This window comes from Arthrobacter sp. 10N410, assembly GCF_056394945.1.
This window is the reverse complement of the sequence record NZ_JBFTIP010000001.1, coordinates 688,738-704,379: the sequence shown is the minus strand read 5'-3', so window position 1 is coordinate 704,379 and position 15,642 is coordinate 688,738. Positions and strand designations below refer to the sequence as shown.

General features: G+C 70.0%; 14 protein-coding genes and 1 pseudogene. 6 read left to right on the top strand and 9 right to left on the bottom strand.

Going from position 1 to position 15,642, the window contains the following annotated elements:
• Positions 1 to 98: 98 nt before the first annotated feature.
• Both rsgA and AC1DB8_RS03375 read right to left on the bottom strand, forming a co-directional pair.
• Positions 99 to 1,268 (bottom strand): annotated as a pseudogene (gene rsgA, locus AC1DB8_RS03380) (ribosome small subunit-dependent GTPase A).
• Positions 1,269 to 1,510: 242 nt separating this feature from the next.
• Positions 1,511 to 1,963, bottom strand: coding sequence for an NUDIX hydrolase (locus AC1DB8_RS03375; RefSeq protein WP_175321262.1), 453 nt, complete (start codon positions 1,961 to 1,963; stop codon positions 1,511 to 1,513).
• Positions 1,964 to 2,028: 65 nt separating this feature from the next.
• On the opposite strand from AC1DB8_RS03375, the gene AC1DB8_RS03370 reads away from it, so the two are divergent.
• Positions 2,029 to 3,066, top strand: a complete 1,038-nt coding sequence (locus AC1DB8_RS03370; protein ID WP_476892167.1) for a pirin family protein — start codon at positions 2,029 to 2,031, stop codon at positions 3,064 to 3,066.
• Positions 3,067 to 3,099: 33 nt separating this feature from the next.
• Here the strand turns inward: AC1DB8_RS03370 and AC1DB8_RS03365 are convergent, their stop codons facing one another.
• Positions 3,100 to 4,029: an N-acetylglucosamine kinase gene (locus AC1DB8_RS03365; protein ID WP_476892292.1), complete on the bottom strand. Its 930-nt coding sequence runs from the start codon at positions 4,027 to 4,029 to the stop codon at positions 3,100 to 3,102.
• Between the two features lie 51 nt (positions 4,030 to 4,080).
• On the opposite strand from AC1DB8_RS03365, the gene AC1DB8_RS03360 reads away from it, so the two are divergent.
• Complete coding sequence (locus AC1DB8_RS03360; protein WP_476892166.1) at positions 4,081 to 5,115, top strand: nitronate monooxygenase; 1,035 nt, start codon at positions 4,081 to 4,083, stop codon at positions 5,113 to 5,115.
• A 124-nt stretch (positions 5,116 to 5,239) separates the two neighbouring features.
• Here the strand turns inward: AC1DB8_RS03360 and AC1DB8_RS03355 are convergent, their stop codons facing one another.
• A complete protein-coding gene (locus AC1DB8_RS03355; RefSeq protein ID WP_476892165.1) occupies positions 5,240 to 6,223 on the bottom strand; it encodes a LysR family transcriptional regulator in 984 nt (327 codons plus the stop codon).
• 90 nt (positions 6,224 to 6,313) lie between these two features.
• On the opposite strand from AC1DB8_RS03355, the gene AC1DB8_RS03350 reads away from it, so the two are divergent.
• Entirely contained in the window at positions 6,314 to 7,669 is a 1,356-nt protein-coding gene (locus tag AC1DB8_RS03350) for an MFS transporter (RefSeq protein WP_476892164.1), read from the top strand.
• On the opposite strand, the gene AC1DB8_RS03345 is transcribed toward AC1DB8_RS03350, so the two are convergent.
• Positions 7,666 to 8,829, bottom strand: coding sequence for a trans-sulfuration enzyme family protein (locus AC1DB8_RS03345; RefSeq protein ID WP_476892163.1), 1,164 nt, complete (start codon positions 8,827 to 8,829; stop codon positions 7,666 to 7,668). The two genes, AC1DB8_RS03350 and AC1DB8_RS03345, sit on opposite strands and share 4 nt — an antisense overlap.
• 133 nt (positions 8,830 to 8,962) lie before the next feature.
• On the opposite strand from AC1DB8_RS03345, the gene AC1DB8_RS03340 reads away from it, so the two are divergent.
• A complete protein-coding gene (locus AC1DB8_RS03340) occupies positions 8,963 to 9,469 on the top strand; it encodes an Lrp/AsnC family transcriptional regulator (protein WP_175321256.1) in 507 nt (168 codons plus the stop codon).
• Between the two features lie 22 nt (positions 9,470 to 9,491).
• Here the strand turns inward: AC1DB8_RS03340 and AC1DB8_RS03335 are convergent, their stop codons facing one another.
• The gene (locus AC1DB8_RS03335) at positions 9,492 to 10,733 is read right to left on the bottom strand and encodes an MFS transporter (protein WP_441417117.1); all 1,242 of its coding nucleotides are present in this window, start codon (positions 10,731 to 10,733) and stop codon (positions 9,492 to 9,494) included.
• 175 nt (positions 10,734 to 10,908) lie between these two features.
• On the opposite strand from AC1DB8_RS03335, the gene AC1DB8_RS03330 reads away from it, so the two are divergent.
• Both AC1DB8_RS03330 and corA read left to right on the top strand, forming a co-directional pair.
• A complete protein-coding gene (locus AC1DB8_RS03330) occupies positions 10,909 to 11,448 on the top strand; it encodes an Lrp/AsnC family transcriptional regulator (protein ID WP_476892162.1) in 540 nt (179 codons plus the stop codon).
• Positions 11,449 to 11,455: 7 nt separating this feature from the next.
• The gene (corA, locus tag AC1DB8_RS03325; protein ID WP_441417115.1) at positions 11,456 to 12,451 is read left to right on the top strand and encodes a magnesium/cobalt transporter CorA; all 996 of its coding nucleotides are present in this window, start codon (positions 11,456 to 11,458) and stop codon (positions 12,449 to 12,451) included.
• Positions 12,452 to 12,543: 92 nt separating this feature from the next.
• On the opposite strand, the gene AC1DB8_RS03320 is transcribed toward corA, so the two are convergent.
• From AC1DB8_RS03320 to AC1DB8_RS03310, 3 genes are all read right to left on the bottom strand, one after another.
• Positions 12,544 to 12,885 (bottom strand): hypothetical protein, encoded by a 342-nt coding sequence (locus AC1DB8_RS03320; protein ID WP_476892161.1) that lies wholly within the window; start codon positions 12,883 to 12,885, stop codon positions 12,544 to 12,546.
• Between the two features lie 67 nt (positions 12,886 to 12,952).
• On the bottom strand, positions 12,953 to 14,545 hold the full coding sequence (locus AC1DB8_RS03315) for an ABC-F family ATP-binding cassette domain-containing protein (RefSeq protein WP_476892160.1): 1,593 nt from the start codon (positions 14,543 to 14,545) through the stop codon (positions 12,953 to 12,955).
• A gap of 214 nt (positions 14,546 to 14,759) precedes the next feature.
• Entirely contained in the window at positions 14,760 to 15,413 is a 654-nt protein-coding gene (locus AC1DB8_RS03310; RefSeq protein WP_476892159.1) for a hypothetical protein, read from the bottom strand.
• Between the last annotated feature and the right edge of the window lie 229 nt (positions 15,414 to 15,642).

Below are 15,642 nucleotides of genomic sequence, written 5' to 3'. Positions count from 1 at the left end.
CCGGGGCTACCGTTGGCATTCGGCGCCGGGCGGGATTTGGATGGGCGCGGGTTCAGGCCCGGTCCCGGACCCCGCGCTGGTCCGGGACCGGCACTGTGTCACGTCGCCCGGCCGCTGCCCTTACCGTGGCCTTTTCCGTTGTCTTTTCCCCTGCGGGGATGGTCGTGGCTGAGCCGCTCGGCCGCCCGCTGGCTCCGGCTGGCCACCACCACCTTCTGATGCCACTCCCGCTGGTACGCCCGTCGGGCGGCGGCGTCGTGGCGCCGGGCCAGGGCCGCCACTTCGCGCTGCATCTTGAGGTAGCTTGCCCAGCGGCGCTCGTCCAGGGCGCCCTCCGCGAGCGCGGCCTGCACGGCGCAGCCGGGTTCGCGGCCGTGCGCGCAGTCGGTGAACCGGCACCGGGTGAAGACCTCCTCGAGATCGCCGAACATCTCGTCCATGCCGTCCCCGGCATCGAACAGGCCAAAGCCGCGCACCCCGGGCGTGTCCATCAACACCGAGCCGCCGGGCAGTGGCACCAGCTCCCGGGACGTCGTGGTGTGCCGGCCCTTGCCGTCACCGGCCCGGACCGCACCCGTTTCCTGCGCCTCGAACCCGACGAGGGCATTGATCAGGGTGGACTTCCCGGCGCCCGAGGGGCCCAGCAGCACGATGGTCCCGCCGGTCGGCAGATGAGCCAGCAAGTCATCGAGTCAATCGCCCTGCTCGGCGGAGGTGGTGACCACGTCGACGCCGGCGGCCTGCAGCATGACCTGCCCGACGACGTCGTCCGCCACCTCAGCGAGGTCTGCCTTGGTGATCACCACCAGCGGGGTGGCGCCGGAATCCCAGGCCGCGACGAGTGTCCGTTCGAGCCTGTTGTGCGTGAGCGGACGGTCCACCGGCACCACGACGCCGACGATGTCCATGTTGGCGCCGAGCACCTGCGCTTCGGAGGATGCCTCGAAGGCGCGCTTGCGGCTCAGCTCTGAGCGGCGCGGCAGCACGCCCACGATGGCTGGTTCGCCCACCGGGTTGCTGCCGAGCCAGACCCAGTCGCCGGTGGCCGGGATGGGCCCGGTCCGCGGGTAGGGCAGCTGTGCCTGGCCGGCATGGTCCGCGACCAGCACGAGGTTGCGGTCCACCCGGACCACCCGCCCGGCTCTGGTGCCGCCGGGGACGGGATTGGCGGCGAAAAGTTCCGTGACGGCCTCGGTGAAACCGAAACGGGCCGGCCCCTGGAGGCCGGAGTGGTGACTGAACTGAAGATTCAATGGAAACCCTTTGATGGGCCCGGCTGCGCATTGCCCGCCGGTCTGGAGAGACCGGTCAGCTGTAAGGGCTAGGAGGTGTGGACTGCCGGGGCAGGAATAATGATGGGGCTTTGGGGTGTGCGCTGCGCGCGCAGTTCCGTTGCTTTCATTGCTTCCACCTCCCCGGCTATCTGGCCCACAGCTGGGCTCATCGGGCGGCCTTCCCGGCCGCGGTTTCTCTAGGGTAACCGGCCGCGCCGCGGCTGGCTAGGGATTTCTCAGGCGAGCTTCCCGTCCAGCGGTCGCTCGCGGTACAGCCGGAGCGCGGCATCGACCAGTGAGACCCGGTTCAGGCCCGCCACCTCGGCCAGCGGGATCCAGGCCGCGTGCGTGGTGCTGCCGCCTACCTCATGCCGCAGTTCCCCGCCGGTGATGCTCGCTTCATAGACCAGCCGCAGGGACTGGAAGTCGCGGTGGCCGCCGTCGAGCCGGCTCTCGGCGGGCCAATGCCCGACGTCGATCCCCAGCATGGCGCCGATCTCAGCGTGGTAGCCGGTCTCCTCGTAGATCTCCCGGCGGCACCCGTCCACGGGGTGCTCGGCGAGATCCAGACCGCCACCCGGCAGGGTCCAGCCCTCCTTGCCGCCCTGCTTCCAGTACGCGAGCAGGAGGCAGTCATCCCGGAGGATCAGTCCGTAGGCAGCCGGGCGGGTATCGAATGGCAGGGTCATTGCTCCAGCGTAACGGCGCAGCGCGGGCCCTGCCGGATCTCCGGGTTCGGCCCTAAAGTTTGAGTGTGACCAACCTCGAAGTCCTTCCGCCCGAAGAAGTCTGCCCCGCCGCCCACAGCGTGGAGGGGACCGCCAGCGGCCCGTGCCTGCAGTTGTGGCCGGCCAGGGAGGTTCCGCTGGGCGGCGTGCGCGCCATGAACGTCTCGCGGACCTTGCCGCAGCGCGGGCTGCCGACGGTAGGCGCGTGGTGCTTCCTGGACAGCTTCGGACCGGACCGGGTGGCCATGTCCGTGCTGCCGCACCCGCACACGGGGTTGCAGACTGTCACCTGGCCGCTGGCCGGCAACATCCGGCACCGGGACAGCGTGGGCAGTGACGTGATCGTCCGCCCGGGCGAACTGAACATCATGACGGCGGGCCGCGGCGTTTCTCACTCCGAATTCGCGGTGCTCCCCGTGAACGGGGTTCCGGGCGGGCCGACACCGGAACTGCCCGTGCAGCGCGGGCTGCAGTTGTGGGTCGCGCTGCCGGACTCCGAACGGCACCGCGCACCGGCCTTCGAGCAGCACCGCGAGCTGCCCGTGGTCCGCGGCGACGGCTTCAGTGCAACCGTCATGGTGGGGACCCTGGCGGGCACCACCTCGCCGGCCACTGTGTACTCCCCGATCGTTGGCGCCGACATCAGCTGCACCGGAAGCATCAGCCTGCCGCTGCGGCCGGAGTTCGAGCACGCCGTGCTGGTGCTCGACGGCGCCCTGGCCCTGGACGGCCAGGAGGTGCGGCCGGGCCCGCTGGGCTACCTCGGCTCCGGGCGCAGCCGCCTGGACCTGGACGCTGCTCCGGGTACCCGTTTCCTGTTGCTGGGCGGCGAGCCGTTCGAGGAGGAGCTGCTGATGTGGTGGAACTTCGTCGGCCGCAGCCACGAAGAGGTGGAGCAGTCACGGCTGGACTGGGAAGCCCAGGCCGGGCTCTCCGACGACGACGCGTCGCGGGCACGGTTCGGGCTGGTGCGCGGACATGGTCCCGACGCCGGATCCGAAGCCGGCCGCATCCCGGCGCCGCCGTTGCCGGGGGTGCCGCTGCGGCCGCGACGCCGGCAGTGACTCCGTCCTAGGTTCCCGCCGCTGCGGCTGCCGCTAGCCCTGCTCGGCGACGAGCTGGAGCACCCCAAACACGGGTTCCTGCTGCAGCACCCGGACGTCGGTGATCCCGGCCGCGGCCAGGGCAGCGCGGAACGATTCCTGCAGCCGCGGCACGTTCATGCCGAGCCCGCTGCCCAGGATGACCGGGCCCTCGATGCCGAGCTGCCTCACGGTCTGCTCGGCCATGGCGGCGAGGTCGCGGCCGGCCTGGTCTATCAGCTCCCGGCTCGGCTCATGGCCGGCGTCCGCCGCCTCCACGACGAGCCGGGCGCGCTGGGCCCAGAAGCGGCGTCCGGTCTCGGGTGAGTGGAACAACGCAATGAGCTTGTTCGGGTGGCCCACCCCGCAGGAATCCAGCAGGGCCCTGGTAAGTTCATCCGGTTCCAGCCCCTGGTTCATCCGGCGCAGGCTGTGCCGCACGGCCTCGCGACCCAGCCAGTAGCCGCTGCCTTCGTCGCCGAGCAGATAGCCCCAGCCGCCGGCCCGGGCTTCCTGTCCGCGGCTGTTCTTGCCCCACGCGGCCGAGCCGGTTCCGGCGATCACGGCGACGCCGGTGCTGGCCCCCCCGGCTGCCAGCAGGAGCCGTGAGTCGTGCACGACGGTGATCTTGGCGCCGGGCACGTGCGGGGCGATCAGCGCGGCGAGGGCCGCGGCGTCGTCGTCGGTGTCGATGCCGCCGGCTCCGGCGTAGACCTGGGCGACGTCACCGCCGCCAATGCGGGCGAAGAGCTCCGCAAGGTTCCGGGCGGCTTCCCCGGGAGTGACGTTCTGGACGTTCGCGCTGCCCACGGACTCGTCGGCCACGGGCGTGCCGGCCTCGAACCGGACCCCGCGGGTCTTGGTGCCGCCGATGTCGAGTCCGATCACGGCGCCGGATGTAGTGGCATGCGCGGCGGCGGAAACGGCGTCCGGCGGGGTGGGGATGTCAGAATGAGTCACCGGAACAGCCTACTGAATCACCGACAGGAGCGAGCAATGTCCCGCGATATCTTCGGTACCCGCATTATCGCCGCGCCGATGGCCGGCGGGACTTCAACTCCGGCCTTCGTCACGGCCGTGCACGAGGCCGGCGGTCTGGGCTTCCTGGCCGCGGGCTATAAGAGCGTTGCTGCCATGCTGGCGGACATCCGCGCCGTCCGCGAGTCCGGTGCGCGGTTCGGCATGAATGTCTTCGTCCCGGACCCGGCCCAGCTGGCGCCCTCCGCGCCCACCGTGGCCGAGCTCGAGGCATACCGGCTGCAGCTGCGCGCAGACGCCCTGCGCTACGGTGTGGAGCTCCCGACTTTGCGGCTCGATGACGACGACGCGTGGCAGGCCAAAGTCGAGGCCCTGCTGGCGGATCCGGTGGAGCTGGTCAGTTTCACCTTCGGCCTCCCCGGCGCGGACGTAGTCCACGCCCTGCAGCGGGCGGGGTCGGCGGTACTGGCCACGGTCACCACCGCGGCCGAGGCCCGGCAGGCGGCCGAACAGGGCGTGGATGCCCTGGTGGTGCAGCATGCGTGCGCCGGGGGCCACAGCGCGGCGTTCCTGCCCGTGTCAGGCGATCCGGGTTCCGCCGCGCCGGCCACGACGGCGGAGCTGATTGCGGCGGTGCGCTCCGCCGTCGCGCTCCCCCTCGTCGCGGCCGGCGGGATCATGGACGCCGCCGGCGTGGACCGGGTGCTGGCCGCGGGCGCACAGGCAGCCCAGCTGGGCACGGCCTTGCTGCGCACGGAGGAGAGCGGCGCCCGGCAGTTGCACAAGGACGCCCTGGCCAGCCCGCACTTCACCCGGACGGCCCTGACCAGGGCTTTCACCGGACGGCCGGCCCGGGCGCTGGTCAACGAGTTCGTCCGGGACCACCCGGACGCGCCGGAGGCCTACCCGGCGGTGCACCACCTCACTGCCCCGCTGCGCGCGGCCGCCGCCGCCGTCGGGGATGCGGAGCGGCTGAACCTCTGGGCCGGAACCGGCTGGCAGCAGGCGCGCGCCGCCTCCGTCGCGGAGGTCTTGCCGGGCCTGTTGGGCTGAGCGGCGCGGGCGGGCCTGCCCGCTCGCGGCGTCGCTGCGGACTCGCCGTGTGGAGACGTCGAGCCCGGACGGAACCCGCGAGCGAAGAACGGCGACGACGGTGCGTGCGCGGGTTCCGTCCGGCTCAGGTGCCCGAGCGTCCGCGGACAAAGCCGGCCAGGAGCGCCGGGCCCTCGCTAAGCACCAGCTCGCGGAACAGCCGCACCGGGTCCGGCTCGGCGTCCGCTCCCCCGCGCCGTTCCCGCCAGGCCAGGCCGATCTCCCGGAACGCAAGGCCGGAGTCGAGCGCCAGTTCCACCCAGCCCAGGTCGCCGGACTGCCCCGGGGTGTGGCGTCCGGGGGCCAGTCCGCCGGGCGGCAGGATGCTTACACCCAGCCCCGCCGAGACGAGCCCCCTGGCCGTGTGGGAGTCCTGGCTTTCGAAGGCGATGCGGGGCCTGAATCCGGCTTCCCGGAACAGTGCGTCCGTCAGCGAGCGCATGCCGTAGCCGGGGCCCATCGCCACGAACGGGTCCTGACGGATCTCCGCGAGGCGGGCACGACGACGCCGGGCGAGCGGGTGCCGGTGGTGGACCACCAGCCGCAGCGGTTCCCGGTACAGGGCAGCCGAGGAGATCAGCCGGCTCGGCGCCGCGATCGGGGCGGTGAGTGCCAGGTCCGCGTCCCCGGCGGCCAGTTCGGCCAGGCAGCCGTCCCGCGCACCCTGGCTGAGGTCGAAAGCCGGCTGCGGATGCCGGCTGCGGAAGGCACTGATCAGCAGCGGCAGCATCGCCTCGCCGAAGGTGTGCTGGAACGACACCGCGATCCGGCCGCGCACCACCTCCGACTCGTGGCGGACCAGGTCCAGCCCGGTCTGGAATTCGCCCAGTGCGGCCTCAATGTGCGGGAGGAGCGCCTTGGCCGCGGGGGTCAGCCGCACGCCGCGTCCGTCCCGGATCAGCAGTTCCGTCCCGATGATGCCGCTGGCCCGCGCAATCCCACGGCTCACCGTCGACTGGGGCAGTCCCAGCACCTCGGCCGTGGCGGTGATGTGCTGGGTCCGCCCCAGCTCGGCCAGCAGGGGCAGCAGCGGCAACAGCTGGACGAGCTGCTTGTGCTCAACGTCCATGGCCAACCCTCTCAATCGTTCCGCATTTGCCATGCATTCTATGAGAAACATGCATTGGAAGCATGTCTTTCCGGGACCTATTCTGGGGACATGCCCCGCCTCCCCCTCCGCAATCCCGCAACCGAGCCCGGTACCCCAGCTGATGCGGGTACCGCAGCTGATGCGGGCACCGCGGCGGACGGCAGCCCCGCAGCCGGCGGCCGGGTTACCGCGTGGGCGGGCCATCCCAAAGGCTCGGCGGCTTACCGCCGGATCCTCGCCGGCCTGGCCTTCGCCGGCGTCGCGACCTTCGCCCAGCTCTATTCAACCCAGGCCGTGCTGCCGATCATCGCCGCCGATTTGCAGGTGACGGCCGCCGAGGCGGCCCTGACCATCTCCCTGGCCACCGTTGGCCTGGCCGCGACGGTCCTGCCGTGGTCCTTTTTGGCCGACCGGATCGGCCGGGTGCGTGCCATGGCCTGGGGCATCTCCGCGGCCACCGTCCTGGGGCTGCTGGCCCCGCTGGCACCCAGCTTCCCGGTCCTGCTGGGCCTGCGGATGCTCGAGGGCATGGCACTGGGCGGCATCCCGGCCATCGCCATCGCCTACCTGAACGAGGAAGTGAACAAGGCCCACGCCGCCCTGGCGGCCGGTACCTACGTCGCAGGCACCACCCTCGGCGGGCTGGCGGGCAGGCTCGTGGCCGGTCCGGTGGGCGAGCTGTGGGGCTGGCGGGCCGCAGCACTGGCCGTGTCCGTGATGGCGACGTCCGCCGCCGTCCTGTTCCTGGTGCTGGTGCCGCCGGCACGGAATTTCACCGCCGCGGCCGCCAGCGGCTTCCGCGGCGCCCTCGCAACCCTCGCCGGCCACGGCCGGAACCCGCGGCTGCTGGCCATCTACGTCCAGGCGTTCCTGCTGATGGGCGGCTTCGTGGCGGTCTACAACTACCTCGGTTTCCGGCTGTCCGGCGAACCTTTCAGCCTGCCGGCCACCCTGATCAGCCTGATCTTCCTGGCCTATCTCTCCGGCACCGTCTCCGCCCGCTGGGCCGCCGGGCTGACGCTGCGCTTCGGCCGGCGCAGCGTGCTGGTGGCGGGCACGGTCCTTATGGTCGCCGGGCTCGCGCTGACCCTGACCGAGCTCCTGGTCCTGATCCTGGCCGGGCTGTTGCTGTTCACCGGCGGTTTCTTCGCGGCCCACAGCATCGGCTCCGGCTGGACCGGGGTGATCGCGAGCACGGGCCGCGCGCAGGCAGCCTCGCTCTACAACCTCGCCTACTACCTGGGATCCAGCGTCATCGGCTGGGCCGGCGGCCCGCTGTTCCAGTCCTTGGGCTGGACCGCCCTCGCCCTCGCCGTGATGGGCCTGGCCTGCACGACGGCGGTGATCACCGCCGTCGTGCATCCCGCCGGCGCGGGCGGCGCCGTCGCCCCGAGCGCATCCCCAGGGCGGAGCGCGGCGCGCTAGCGGGTCGCCTCGAGGGCCTGCACAAGATCGGCGACAATGTCCGCCGGGTCCTCCAGCCCCACGGAAACCCGGAGCAGGCTGGCGTGCGGCTTGGCCTCCGCGGCGACCGGCCGGTGGGTCAGGCCCGCGGGGTGCTGGATCAGGGTGTCAATGCCGCCCAGCGAGACGGCGTGCGTGATCATGCTGACGGCTGCCGGAATGCGCTCGGCATGTTCGGCACTGGCCAGCTCGAACGCCAGCAGCGAGCCCGGGCCCGCCATCTGGGTGCCGACCAGGCCGCGCGGATCGCACTCCGGCAGGCCCGGATAGAACACCCGCCGGATCAGCCCGTGCTCCGCCAGGGCGGCCGCGACCTTCTCGGCGCTGGCCTGCTGCGCCCGCACCCGGACCGGCAGGGTCGCCAGGCCCCGGTGCAGCAGGTACGCCGGCCATGGCGTGAGGATGCCGCCGGTGATGGCCCGGATCTGCCGGAGCCGGACGGCCCATTCCGGGGAAACGGCGACGACGCCGCCCATGGCGTCGCCGTGGCCGCCGAAGAACTTAGTGGCGCTGTGCAGCACCATGGCCGCACCGTGCCGGTACGGCTGCTGGAGGACGGGAGTGGCGAAGGTGTTGTCCACCAAAAGCGGCACGCCGTCCGCCGCAGCCGCCGCGGCGGCGATGTCGACGAGCTCCAGGCTCGGGTTCGCCGGCGTCTCCAGGATGACGAGCCCGGTGTCGGGGCGCAGTGCCGCGCCGATGCCGTCGGGCGTGGTGAAAGTGACCTCGGTGCCCAGCACCCCGGAGGCCAGCAGGTGGTCGCTGCCTCCGTAGAGCGGCCGGACCGCCACCACATGCTTCTTCCCGGTGGCGACGACGGCGAGCAGCACCGCGCTCAGGGCGGCCATGCCGGTGGCGAAGGCGACGGCTTCTTCAGTGGCCTCAAGCAGGGCGACGCCGTCTTCGAAGCGGGCGACGGTCGGGTTCCAGAGCCGCTGGTAGACCGTGCTCTGCCCGTCCAGGTGCGGGCCGCCGGTGGCCATCTGTTCGTAGGCGAGGCCGCCGTCGTGGACGGAGGGCAGCGGCGCCGTGGTGGACAGGTCGATCGGGACGGCGTGGACGCCGAGTTCCGTGAGGCCGTTCCGGCCGGCGTGGACCGCCAGCGAGTCTTGAGAAAGCACCGTTACTCCTTATGAATATTCACCATTGAATGCGGTAAGTATCTGGCAATAATTCGGCGTTTTACAAGGGTTCTGAATGGAACTGTCAGATAGTGGCGTTTATGATGAACTCACAACACATCAAGGAGGATCCGTGAGCAGCACCACGAAGAATGTTCGGCCGGGAGCCGGAGCCGGCGAACCCCTGGACGCCATTGACGAGCGCCTGCTCGCGGCCCTGGTCGCGGATGCCCGGATTTCCAACAAGCAGCTGGCCGAACTGGTGGGGATCGCACCGTCCACGGCACTGATGCGCACCAGGGCCCTGTCCGAGCGCGGGATCATCCAGGGTTTTGAGGCCAAGCTCAGCCTTGCCGCGGTGGGCCGCTCGGTGCAGGCGCTGATTGCCGTCCGGCTGCGCGCCCACGACCGCGAACAGATCGACCGTTTCACGGCCCGGGTCCCCAAGCTGCCCGCCGTGCTGTCCACGTTCCACACCTCGGGTTCGGTGGACTACCTGCTGCATATCGCCGTCGCCACAACGGAGGACCTGCGCGACTGGGTGCTGGACAACCTGGCCACCGACCCCGTCGTGGGCCACACCGAGACCACCCTGGTGTTCGACCACATCCAGGGCAACCACGGGCCGCTGCCGGACTAGGGGTTTCCGCCCGGCTGCGGGCTCAGGCCCGCTGCCGGAGGGCGCTGCGCAGCGTGACGGCCGCCAGGCCGAGGGCAACGAGCGCGCACAGCACCACAAAACCCGCCACGGCAGCCTGCAGGCCGAAGTATCCGGCCGCCAGCCCCAGCCCGATCACCGGGAAGGCGCTGCCGAGGTAGGTGATCACGTAGACGGTGCTGATGATCTGGGCGTGGCGCGACGCCTCCACCTTGCCGGCCACATCGTTGAAGACCGTCCGGAACGAGACGCCCTGGCCCAGGCCCGCGGTGATGCTGGCGGCAATCAGCAGCCACGGGCTGCTCCACGCCGCGGCTGCCGCGATCAGCAGCACGGAACCGGCGAGCAGGGACAGACCTACGGGCACCACGAAGCGCCCGCGTACGGCCAGCAGCTGGCTCAGCGCCGACGCCGCCAGGGTCAGTCCCGCGAGCAGACCGATCAGCGGCCGTGAGTCCGCATGGACAATCTGCGCGAAATAGCCGGGAGCCAGCGAGAGGCAGAATCCGAAGACGGCAAAACTGAGGAACCCTACCGCCGAGGCCAGCCAGAACGCGCCCCGCGCCTCCCTCGACACGGAGGGGCGCCGGGGTGCGAGGACCTTCAGCGGCTGGGGACCCGCGACCGAGGTGATGGCGGGCCTGGCCTTGAGCAGATAGAGCGGCACCAGCAGGGCGGCCAGGACTACGGAGTGCAGGTAATAGGGCGTGGACGTCGGCCCGGGAAGCACGGAAAGCACCCCGCCAATGGCCGGCCCCGCCGCCACCCCGCCGGCGGAGGCCAGCAGCGTAAACCGCGAGGCCCACTCGGGCCGGCTGGGCAGCAGCTCGCGCAGGGCCGCGGAACTGGCACCGGTGGCCAGGGCAACCGCGGCGCCCTGCAGCGCCCGGCCGGCGGACAGCGCCAGCAGGCTGTTGGCGGTGGCGAAGACGAAGCCCCCCGCGAGGCCTACCAGCACGGCCAGGACCAGGGCAGCGCGCCGGCCGATGTGATCCGACCAGTGTCCGGCGAGGATGAGGGTGGCCACGAGCGCCAGGACGTAGGCGGAGAAGGCAACCGTGACATCCAGGGCCGTGATGCCAAGTTTGGCCTGCAGCAGGGGGTACAGCGGTGTCGCCAGGTTGGCGCCGACCAGCAGCGTGAAAATCACGACGCCGGCCATCACCAGCCGTGCGGTGACGGAAGCGTCCCAGCCCCAGCGTTCTGCCGTGGCCGGGCGCATGCGAAGTTCGCTGAAGACGGTCATAGCGGTGCCCCTGCTGCATCGAAGCGGGCCGCACGCGTTCCCTGTGGGGAGGCGCCGGCCCGGTGAAGATTGATATCTACAGAATGCGGCACGAATGACTGTTCCAGCCAAGTTCTGTGCCAAAATTGATCAAAACCGTCAATCACGGACCACAAGTATGAACCGGAGTGATGATTTGAACAGTCTGGACCCCACCGATCTGAAGATTCTGCTCGAACTTATCAAGGACCCGCGGATCCAGATCGGCGAACTCAGCGACGCCCTCGGGATCGCGCGGAACACCGCGCAGTCCCGGGTCCGGCGGATGCTGCGCTCCGGTCTGCTGCACGACGGCGGCCGGGAAATCGACCTGGAGGCGGTGGGGTACGACGTCGTCGCCTTCGTCACGATCGAGGTCAACCACCGCGAACTCGACGGCGTGGTGGGCGCCCTGCGCCTGATCCCCCAGGTCCTGGAGGTCCACGAGATTTCCGGCCGCGGCGATGTCTGGTGCCGGGTGGTGGCGACCGACACGCACAACCTCCAGGCGGCGCTGCGGTCCATCCTGAGGATCAAGGGCGTCATCCGGACCGAGACCGTGCTGGCCCTGCACACCCACATCCCGTACCGGACCGAGCCGCTCATCAGCCGGCTTGCCCAGGGCAGCGCCCTTGCCCCCGGCCGGTCGGCCTCGCGCCGGGCCGGTGCCGCGGATCCACAGCTAAAGACTGGATAATGTCCCCGTGACTATCATTGACAACGCCGTCTACGTTGACGGCGTCCGGCGTGCCGAGCCGCGCAACCTGGAACAGACTTTTGAGACCCTGACCGAACACGGCGGCATGGCCTGGATCGGCCTGTACCGGCCGACGGAAGAGGAAATGGCCGCCGTCGCCGAGGAGTTCGGCCTGCATGGTCTGGCGGTGGAAGACGCGATCTCCGCGCACCAGCGCCCCAAGCTGGAACGCTACGATGACAACCTCTTCACCGTACTCCGGCCGGCCCGGTACCTCGACGAGACCGAGACCGTGGAGTTCGGTGAGCTGCACGTATTCACCGGCCGGAACTTCGTGGTGACCGTCCGGCACGCCGAGACGGCGGTCGTGGGCCAGGTCCGGCGCCGGCTGGAGCGGCGCCCGGACCTGCTCTGCCACGGCCCCGAGGCGGTTCTCTACGCCCTGATGGACCAGGTGGTGGATGATTACGTCCCAGTGGTGGCCGGGCTGGAGAACGACATCGACGAGATCGAGGACCAGCTCTTCAGCGGGGATCCGCTGGTTTCCCGGCGCATCTACGAGCTCGCCCGGGAGGTCATCCATTTCCAGCGGGCCATCCACCCGTTGCCGGCCATGATGCAGCAGCTCCGGCGGGGCTTCGAGAAGTACCAGGTGGACACGGAACTGCAGCACAGCCTCCGCGACGTCGAGGACCACGTGGAGCGGCTGATTTCCCGCGCCGATTCCTTCCGCGACCTGCTGCAGAACGCGCTCACCCTGGACGGCACGCTGACGGCGAACCGCCAGAACGAAGCCAGTGCGGAACAAAACGAGCAGGTCAAAAAGATCTCTTCCTGGGCCGCCATCTTCTTCGCACCGTCCTTTGTCGCCGGTGTGTACGGCATGAACTTCGAACGGATGCCGGAGCTGCATTGGACCTTCGGCTACCCGATGGCGCTCGTCATGATGGCGGGCACGGCAACGCTCATGTACGCCATTTTCAAACGCAAGGGCTGGCTCTAGCCGGCGCGGCGCCAATGTCCTGTCGACGCGTATACGGGCTGACGCGAGGGGCATACCCGCCGCGCCAGCCTTTTTGCGCGTCATGGAATCATTTACGCGTCGGGCCGGCCTCCTGAGCGGCGCTGGCGTGCCTGGGCCACAAGGCGGATGAACGCGAGGACGAAGCAGCTCTCGATCACGGCCATCAGCCCGAGCCACAGCCACTGCCCGTGGCCGATGAAGTAGATCGTCCCGAGAAGGACCAGCACGCTGCCGAGGACAAGGGCATAGACGGCGAAGCCGAAGGCCACGCGTGCGCTGCGCACCCCGGTGCGGAAGCCGAAGCCGTGGGGCTCACCGCCCGGGTAGCCGCCCACGCGGTCCTCCGCGGCCGGCTCGAGCCGGTCGAACTCCTCCCACGGGTCACGGTCCTGTTCCCGTCGCTGCTCGGCCATAGCCCCATTATCCCGCGACGACGGCGCGCCGGCTGCCCCGGGCGGCTGCCCCGGGCGGCTTGACCGCTTAGGCGGCCCGCTGGCCGACTTCGCCGGGCGCGGCTCCGGCTGCGCCGAAGATGAGCTGGCGGGTGGCGATCTTCTCGGTGAAGAACCGGTCATGGCTTACTACCACGACGGCGCCGGGGAAGTGCAGCAGCGCCCGCTCCATGACCTGGGTGCTGGAGAGGTCCAGGTGGTTGGTGGGTTCGTCGAGCAACAGCACCGAGGCGCCGGAGAGAAGGCACTGCGCCATGGCCACACGTGCCTTCTGGCCCCCGGAGAGGTTGCCGATCTTCTGCTTGAGGTCTGCTTCGGAGAACTGGAACATCGCCAGGAAGCGGTTCACGGACTTCTTCGTGGCGCTGAAAGCCAGGCTGTCCGGCAGCGCGTTGACGGCGTGTGAGACGGTGTCCCCGTCGTCGAGGTCTTCCAGCATCCGGTTGTACGAAACGAAGCCGGGGCCCTTCGCCCACGCCACCGCACCGGCGTCGGCGGCCTCTTCGCCGGTCAGGACCTTCAGCAGGGTGGACTTCCCGCTGCCGTTGGCCCCCAGCACCGCGATCCGGTTGCCCCTGCGGATTTCAAAGCTCAAATCGTCGAACAGCACCTTCTCGCCGTAGGACTTGCCCAGCCCCTCCACCCGGCACAGCACGTCCTTCACGTGCAGCCCGCCGTAGATCTCGGTGACAATCTGGTCGACCGGCCGGGGCGTCCGGGATTTCTTGATCTTGGCGAGCTGGTTTCCCAGGCCGCGGCCGGCGGCCTTGGCGGCTTCACGGCGGTCGGCGATCCCTTCGGCCTCGAACGCGAGCAGCTCGGACTCGTGCACGAACTGCTGCTCGAGGGTCTTGAGCCGGAATTGCTTCTGGACCACGTATTCGCCGAAGTTGCCGGGGTATTCGTGCAGGTGGAAGTTCTCCACCTCGATGATGCGGGTCACGACGGCGTCCAGGAACGTCCGGTCGTGCGAGACGATGACCGCAGCACCCTTGAAATCGCGGAACCAGCTTTCCAGCCATTCGACACCGGCGACGTCCAGGAAGTTGGTGGGCTCGTCGAGCAGCAGGACGTCCGGCCCTTCGAGCAGGATCTTCGCCAGCGCGGCACGGTTGCGCCAGCCGCCGGAGAGCGCGTCGATCGCACAATGGCGGTGCGCGTCGTCGAACCCTAGAGTGGTCAGCACCGTATCGATGCGGCGCGGGTAGTCCCAGCCGTCGAGCCGGTCCATTTCCTCGAACAGTCCGGCCTGCCGCCCGATCAGCCGGTCCAGCTCATCTGCCGCGGGATCTTTGGCGATGGCCGCATCAATGGCGGCAAGCTCGGCTTCCACCGCCTTGATCTCGCCGAACAACCCGTCGAGGACTTCGGTGATGGTCGCGTCGCCGTTGAGCTCGGAGAACTGGGAGAAGTACCCCACCCTGGTTCCGAGGTCCACGCTGACCGTGCCGGTGTCCGGGGACACCTGGTCCAGGATCAGCTTCAGGATGGTGGTCTTGCCGGATCCGTTCTTGCCGATCAGGCCGACCCTGTCGCCGGCTTCGAGGCGGAAGAACGCCTCGCGGAGGATCTGGGTGTTGTCGAAGCGGACGCTGACGTCGTGCAGCCGGATCAGGCTCATTGCTGCTGTCCTCTCAAGGGGGTTGGCCCCGGCGATTCCCGGGGGCTGTCCGGGAGGGGGCTGGCCGACGATATCCGCCGCCGACGCCGAAACTGTGGGCGGGCGTCCGTAAGCGGGCCGGGGTTTCAGACTATCCCGAACGGGCGGAGCGGTCGGACACGGAGACAGCAAAGACCCCGCACCGCGATGCGGTACGGGGTCTTTGGACCAATGCTTACTTGTGGTGCTTGCCCGACCCGCTGGGCTTGGCGTGCGCGGCCTTGGGTGCTTCGGCGTGGCCCGGCGCGCGAACGGCTGCGGTGACCGACCCGGATCCGTAGCTCGGAACCGCGGGGGTGGCGGCGTGCTCATTGCGGTGCTCGGCGGCCTTCGCGAGCCCGGCTGCGCGGTGCGCAGCGGCGTTCTGGTGGGCCCAGGCGCTGTTGCCGTGCTCCGAGGACTTCTCGTGCTCGTTTGACTGGTCTTCCCCGGCCTCGTCGGCATCATCGCCGTCGGTCGGCTCCGGGGCGGGAGCGGTCTCAGTCTCGGTCGGCTCGGGGGCCGGAGTAGTCTCGGTCGGCTCGGGGGCAGGAGTAGTCTCCGTCGGTTCCGGGGCGGGAGCGGTCTCAGTCTCCGTCGGCTCCGGGGCCGGAGCGGTCTCGGTCGGCTCCGGGGCGGGAGCGGCCTCCGTCGGCTCAACCGTCGGATCCGCCGTCGGGGTCTCGGTGGCGGTCGGTTCGGGAGAGACGGTGGCGGTCGGGTCCGAGCTGAGTTCCGTTACGGTGGCAGCCATGGCGGCGCCGGCACCACCCGTGACGACGACGGCGGCAACGACGGTGGCCTTGCCTGCAGTACCGAGGGCGCTGAGCCAGGTGAAGATTCCTGCCAAGGGGTGATCCTTCCAGAGTTCGTACGTTGAGGGCGGCTCGCGGTTCCACACCGCCAGCCGCGCGCAACGTTACCGAACAGAAAGCAAGGTCCGGGGCGGGAAAGGAATTCCTGCGGAATTCCTTGGGAAAAACACTGTCAGCCGCGGCTCAAAGGCACTGGTCCGGCGCCTGCCGGGCGCCCGGGGGCCTGGCACCCCCGGGGCTTGGCAGCGGAGGCTGTGCATAACC

What these genes read in the sequence shown, in the direction of transcription:
- AC1DB8_RS03375 (WP_175321262.1), bottom strand. Translation starts at nt 1,963, where the DNA reads ATGACCCTGCCATTCGATACCCGCCCGGCTGCCTACGGACTGATCCTC.
- AC1DB8_RS03360 (WP_476892166.1), top strand. Translation starts at nt 4,081, where the DNA reads ATGTCCCGCGATATCTTCGGTACCCGCATTATCGCCGCGCCGATGGCC.
- AC1DB8_RS03355 (WP_476892165.1), bottom strand. Translation starts at nt 6,223, where the DNA reads ATGGACGTTGAGCACAAGCAGCTCGTCCAGCTGTTGCCGCTGCTGCCC.
- AC1DB8_RS03350 (WP_476892164.1), top strand. Translation starts at nt 6,314, where the DNA reads ATGCCCCGCCTCCCCCTCCGCAATCCCGCAACCGAGCCCGGTACCCCA.
- AC1DB8_RS03335 (WP_441417117.1), bottom strand. Translation starts at nt 10,733, where the DNA reads ATGACCGTCTTCAGCGAACTTCGCATGCGCCCGGCCACGGCAGAACGC.
- AC1DB8_RS03320 (WP_476892161.1), bottom strand. Translation starts at nt 12,885, where the DNA reads ATGGCCGAGCAGCGACGGGAACAGGACCGTGACCCGTGGGAGGAGTTC.
- AC1DB8_RS03315 (WP_476892160.1), bottom strand. Translation starts at nt 14,545, where the DNA reads ATGAGCCTGATCCGGCTGCACGACGTCAGCGTCCGCTTCGACAACACC.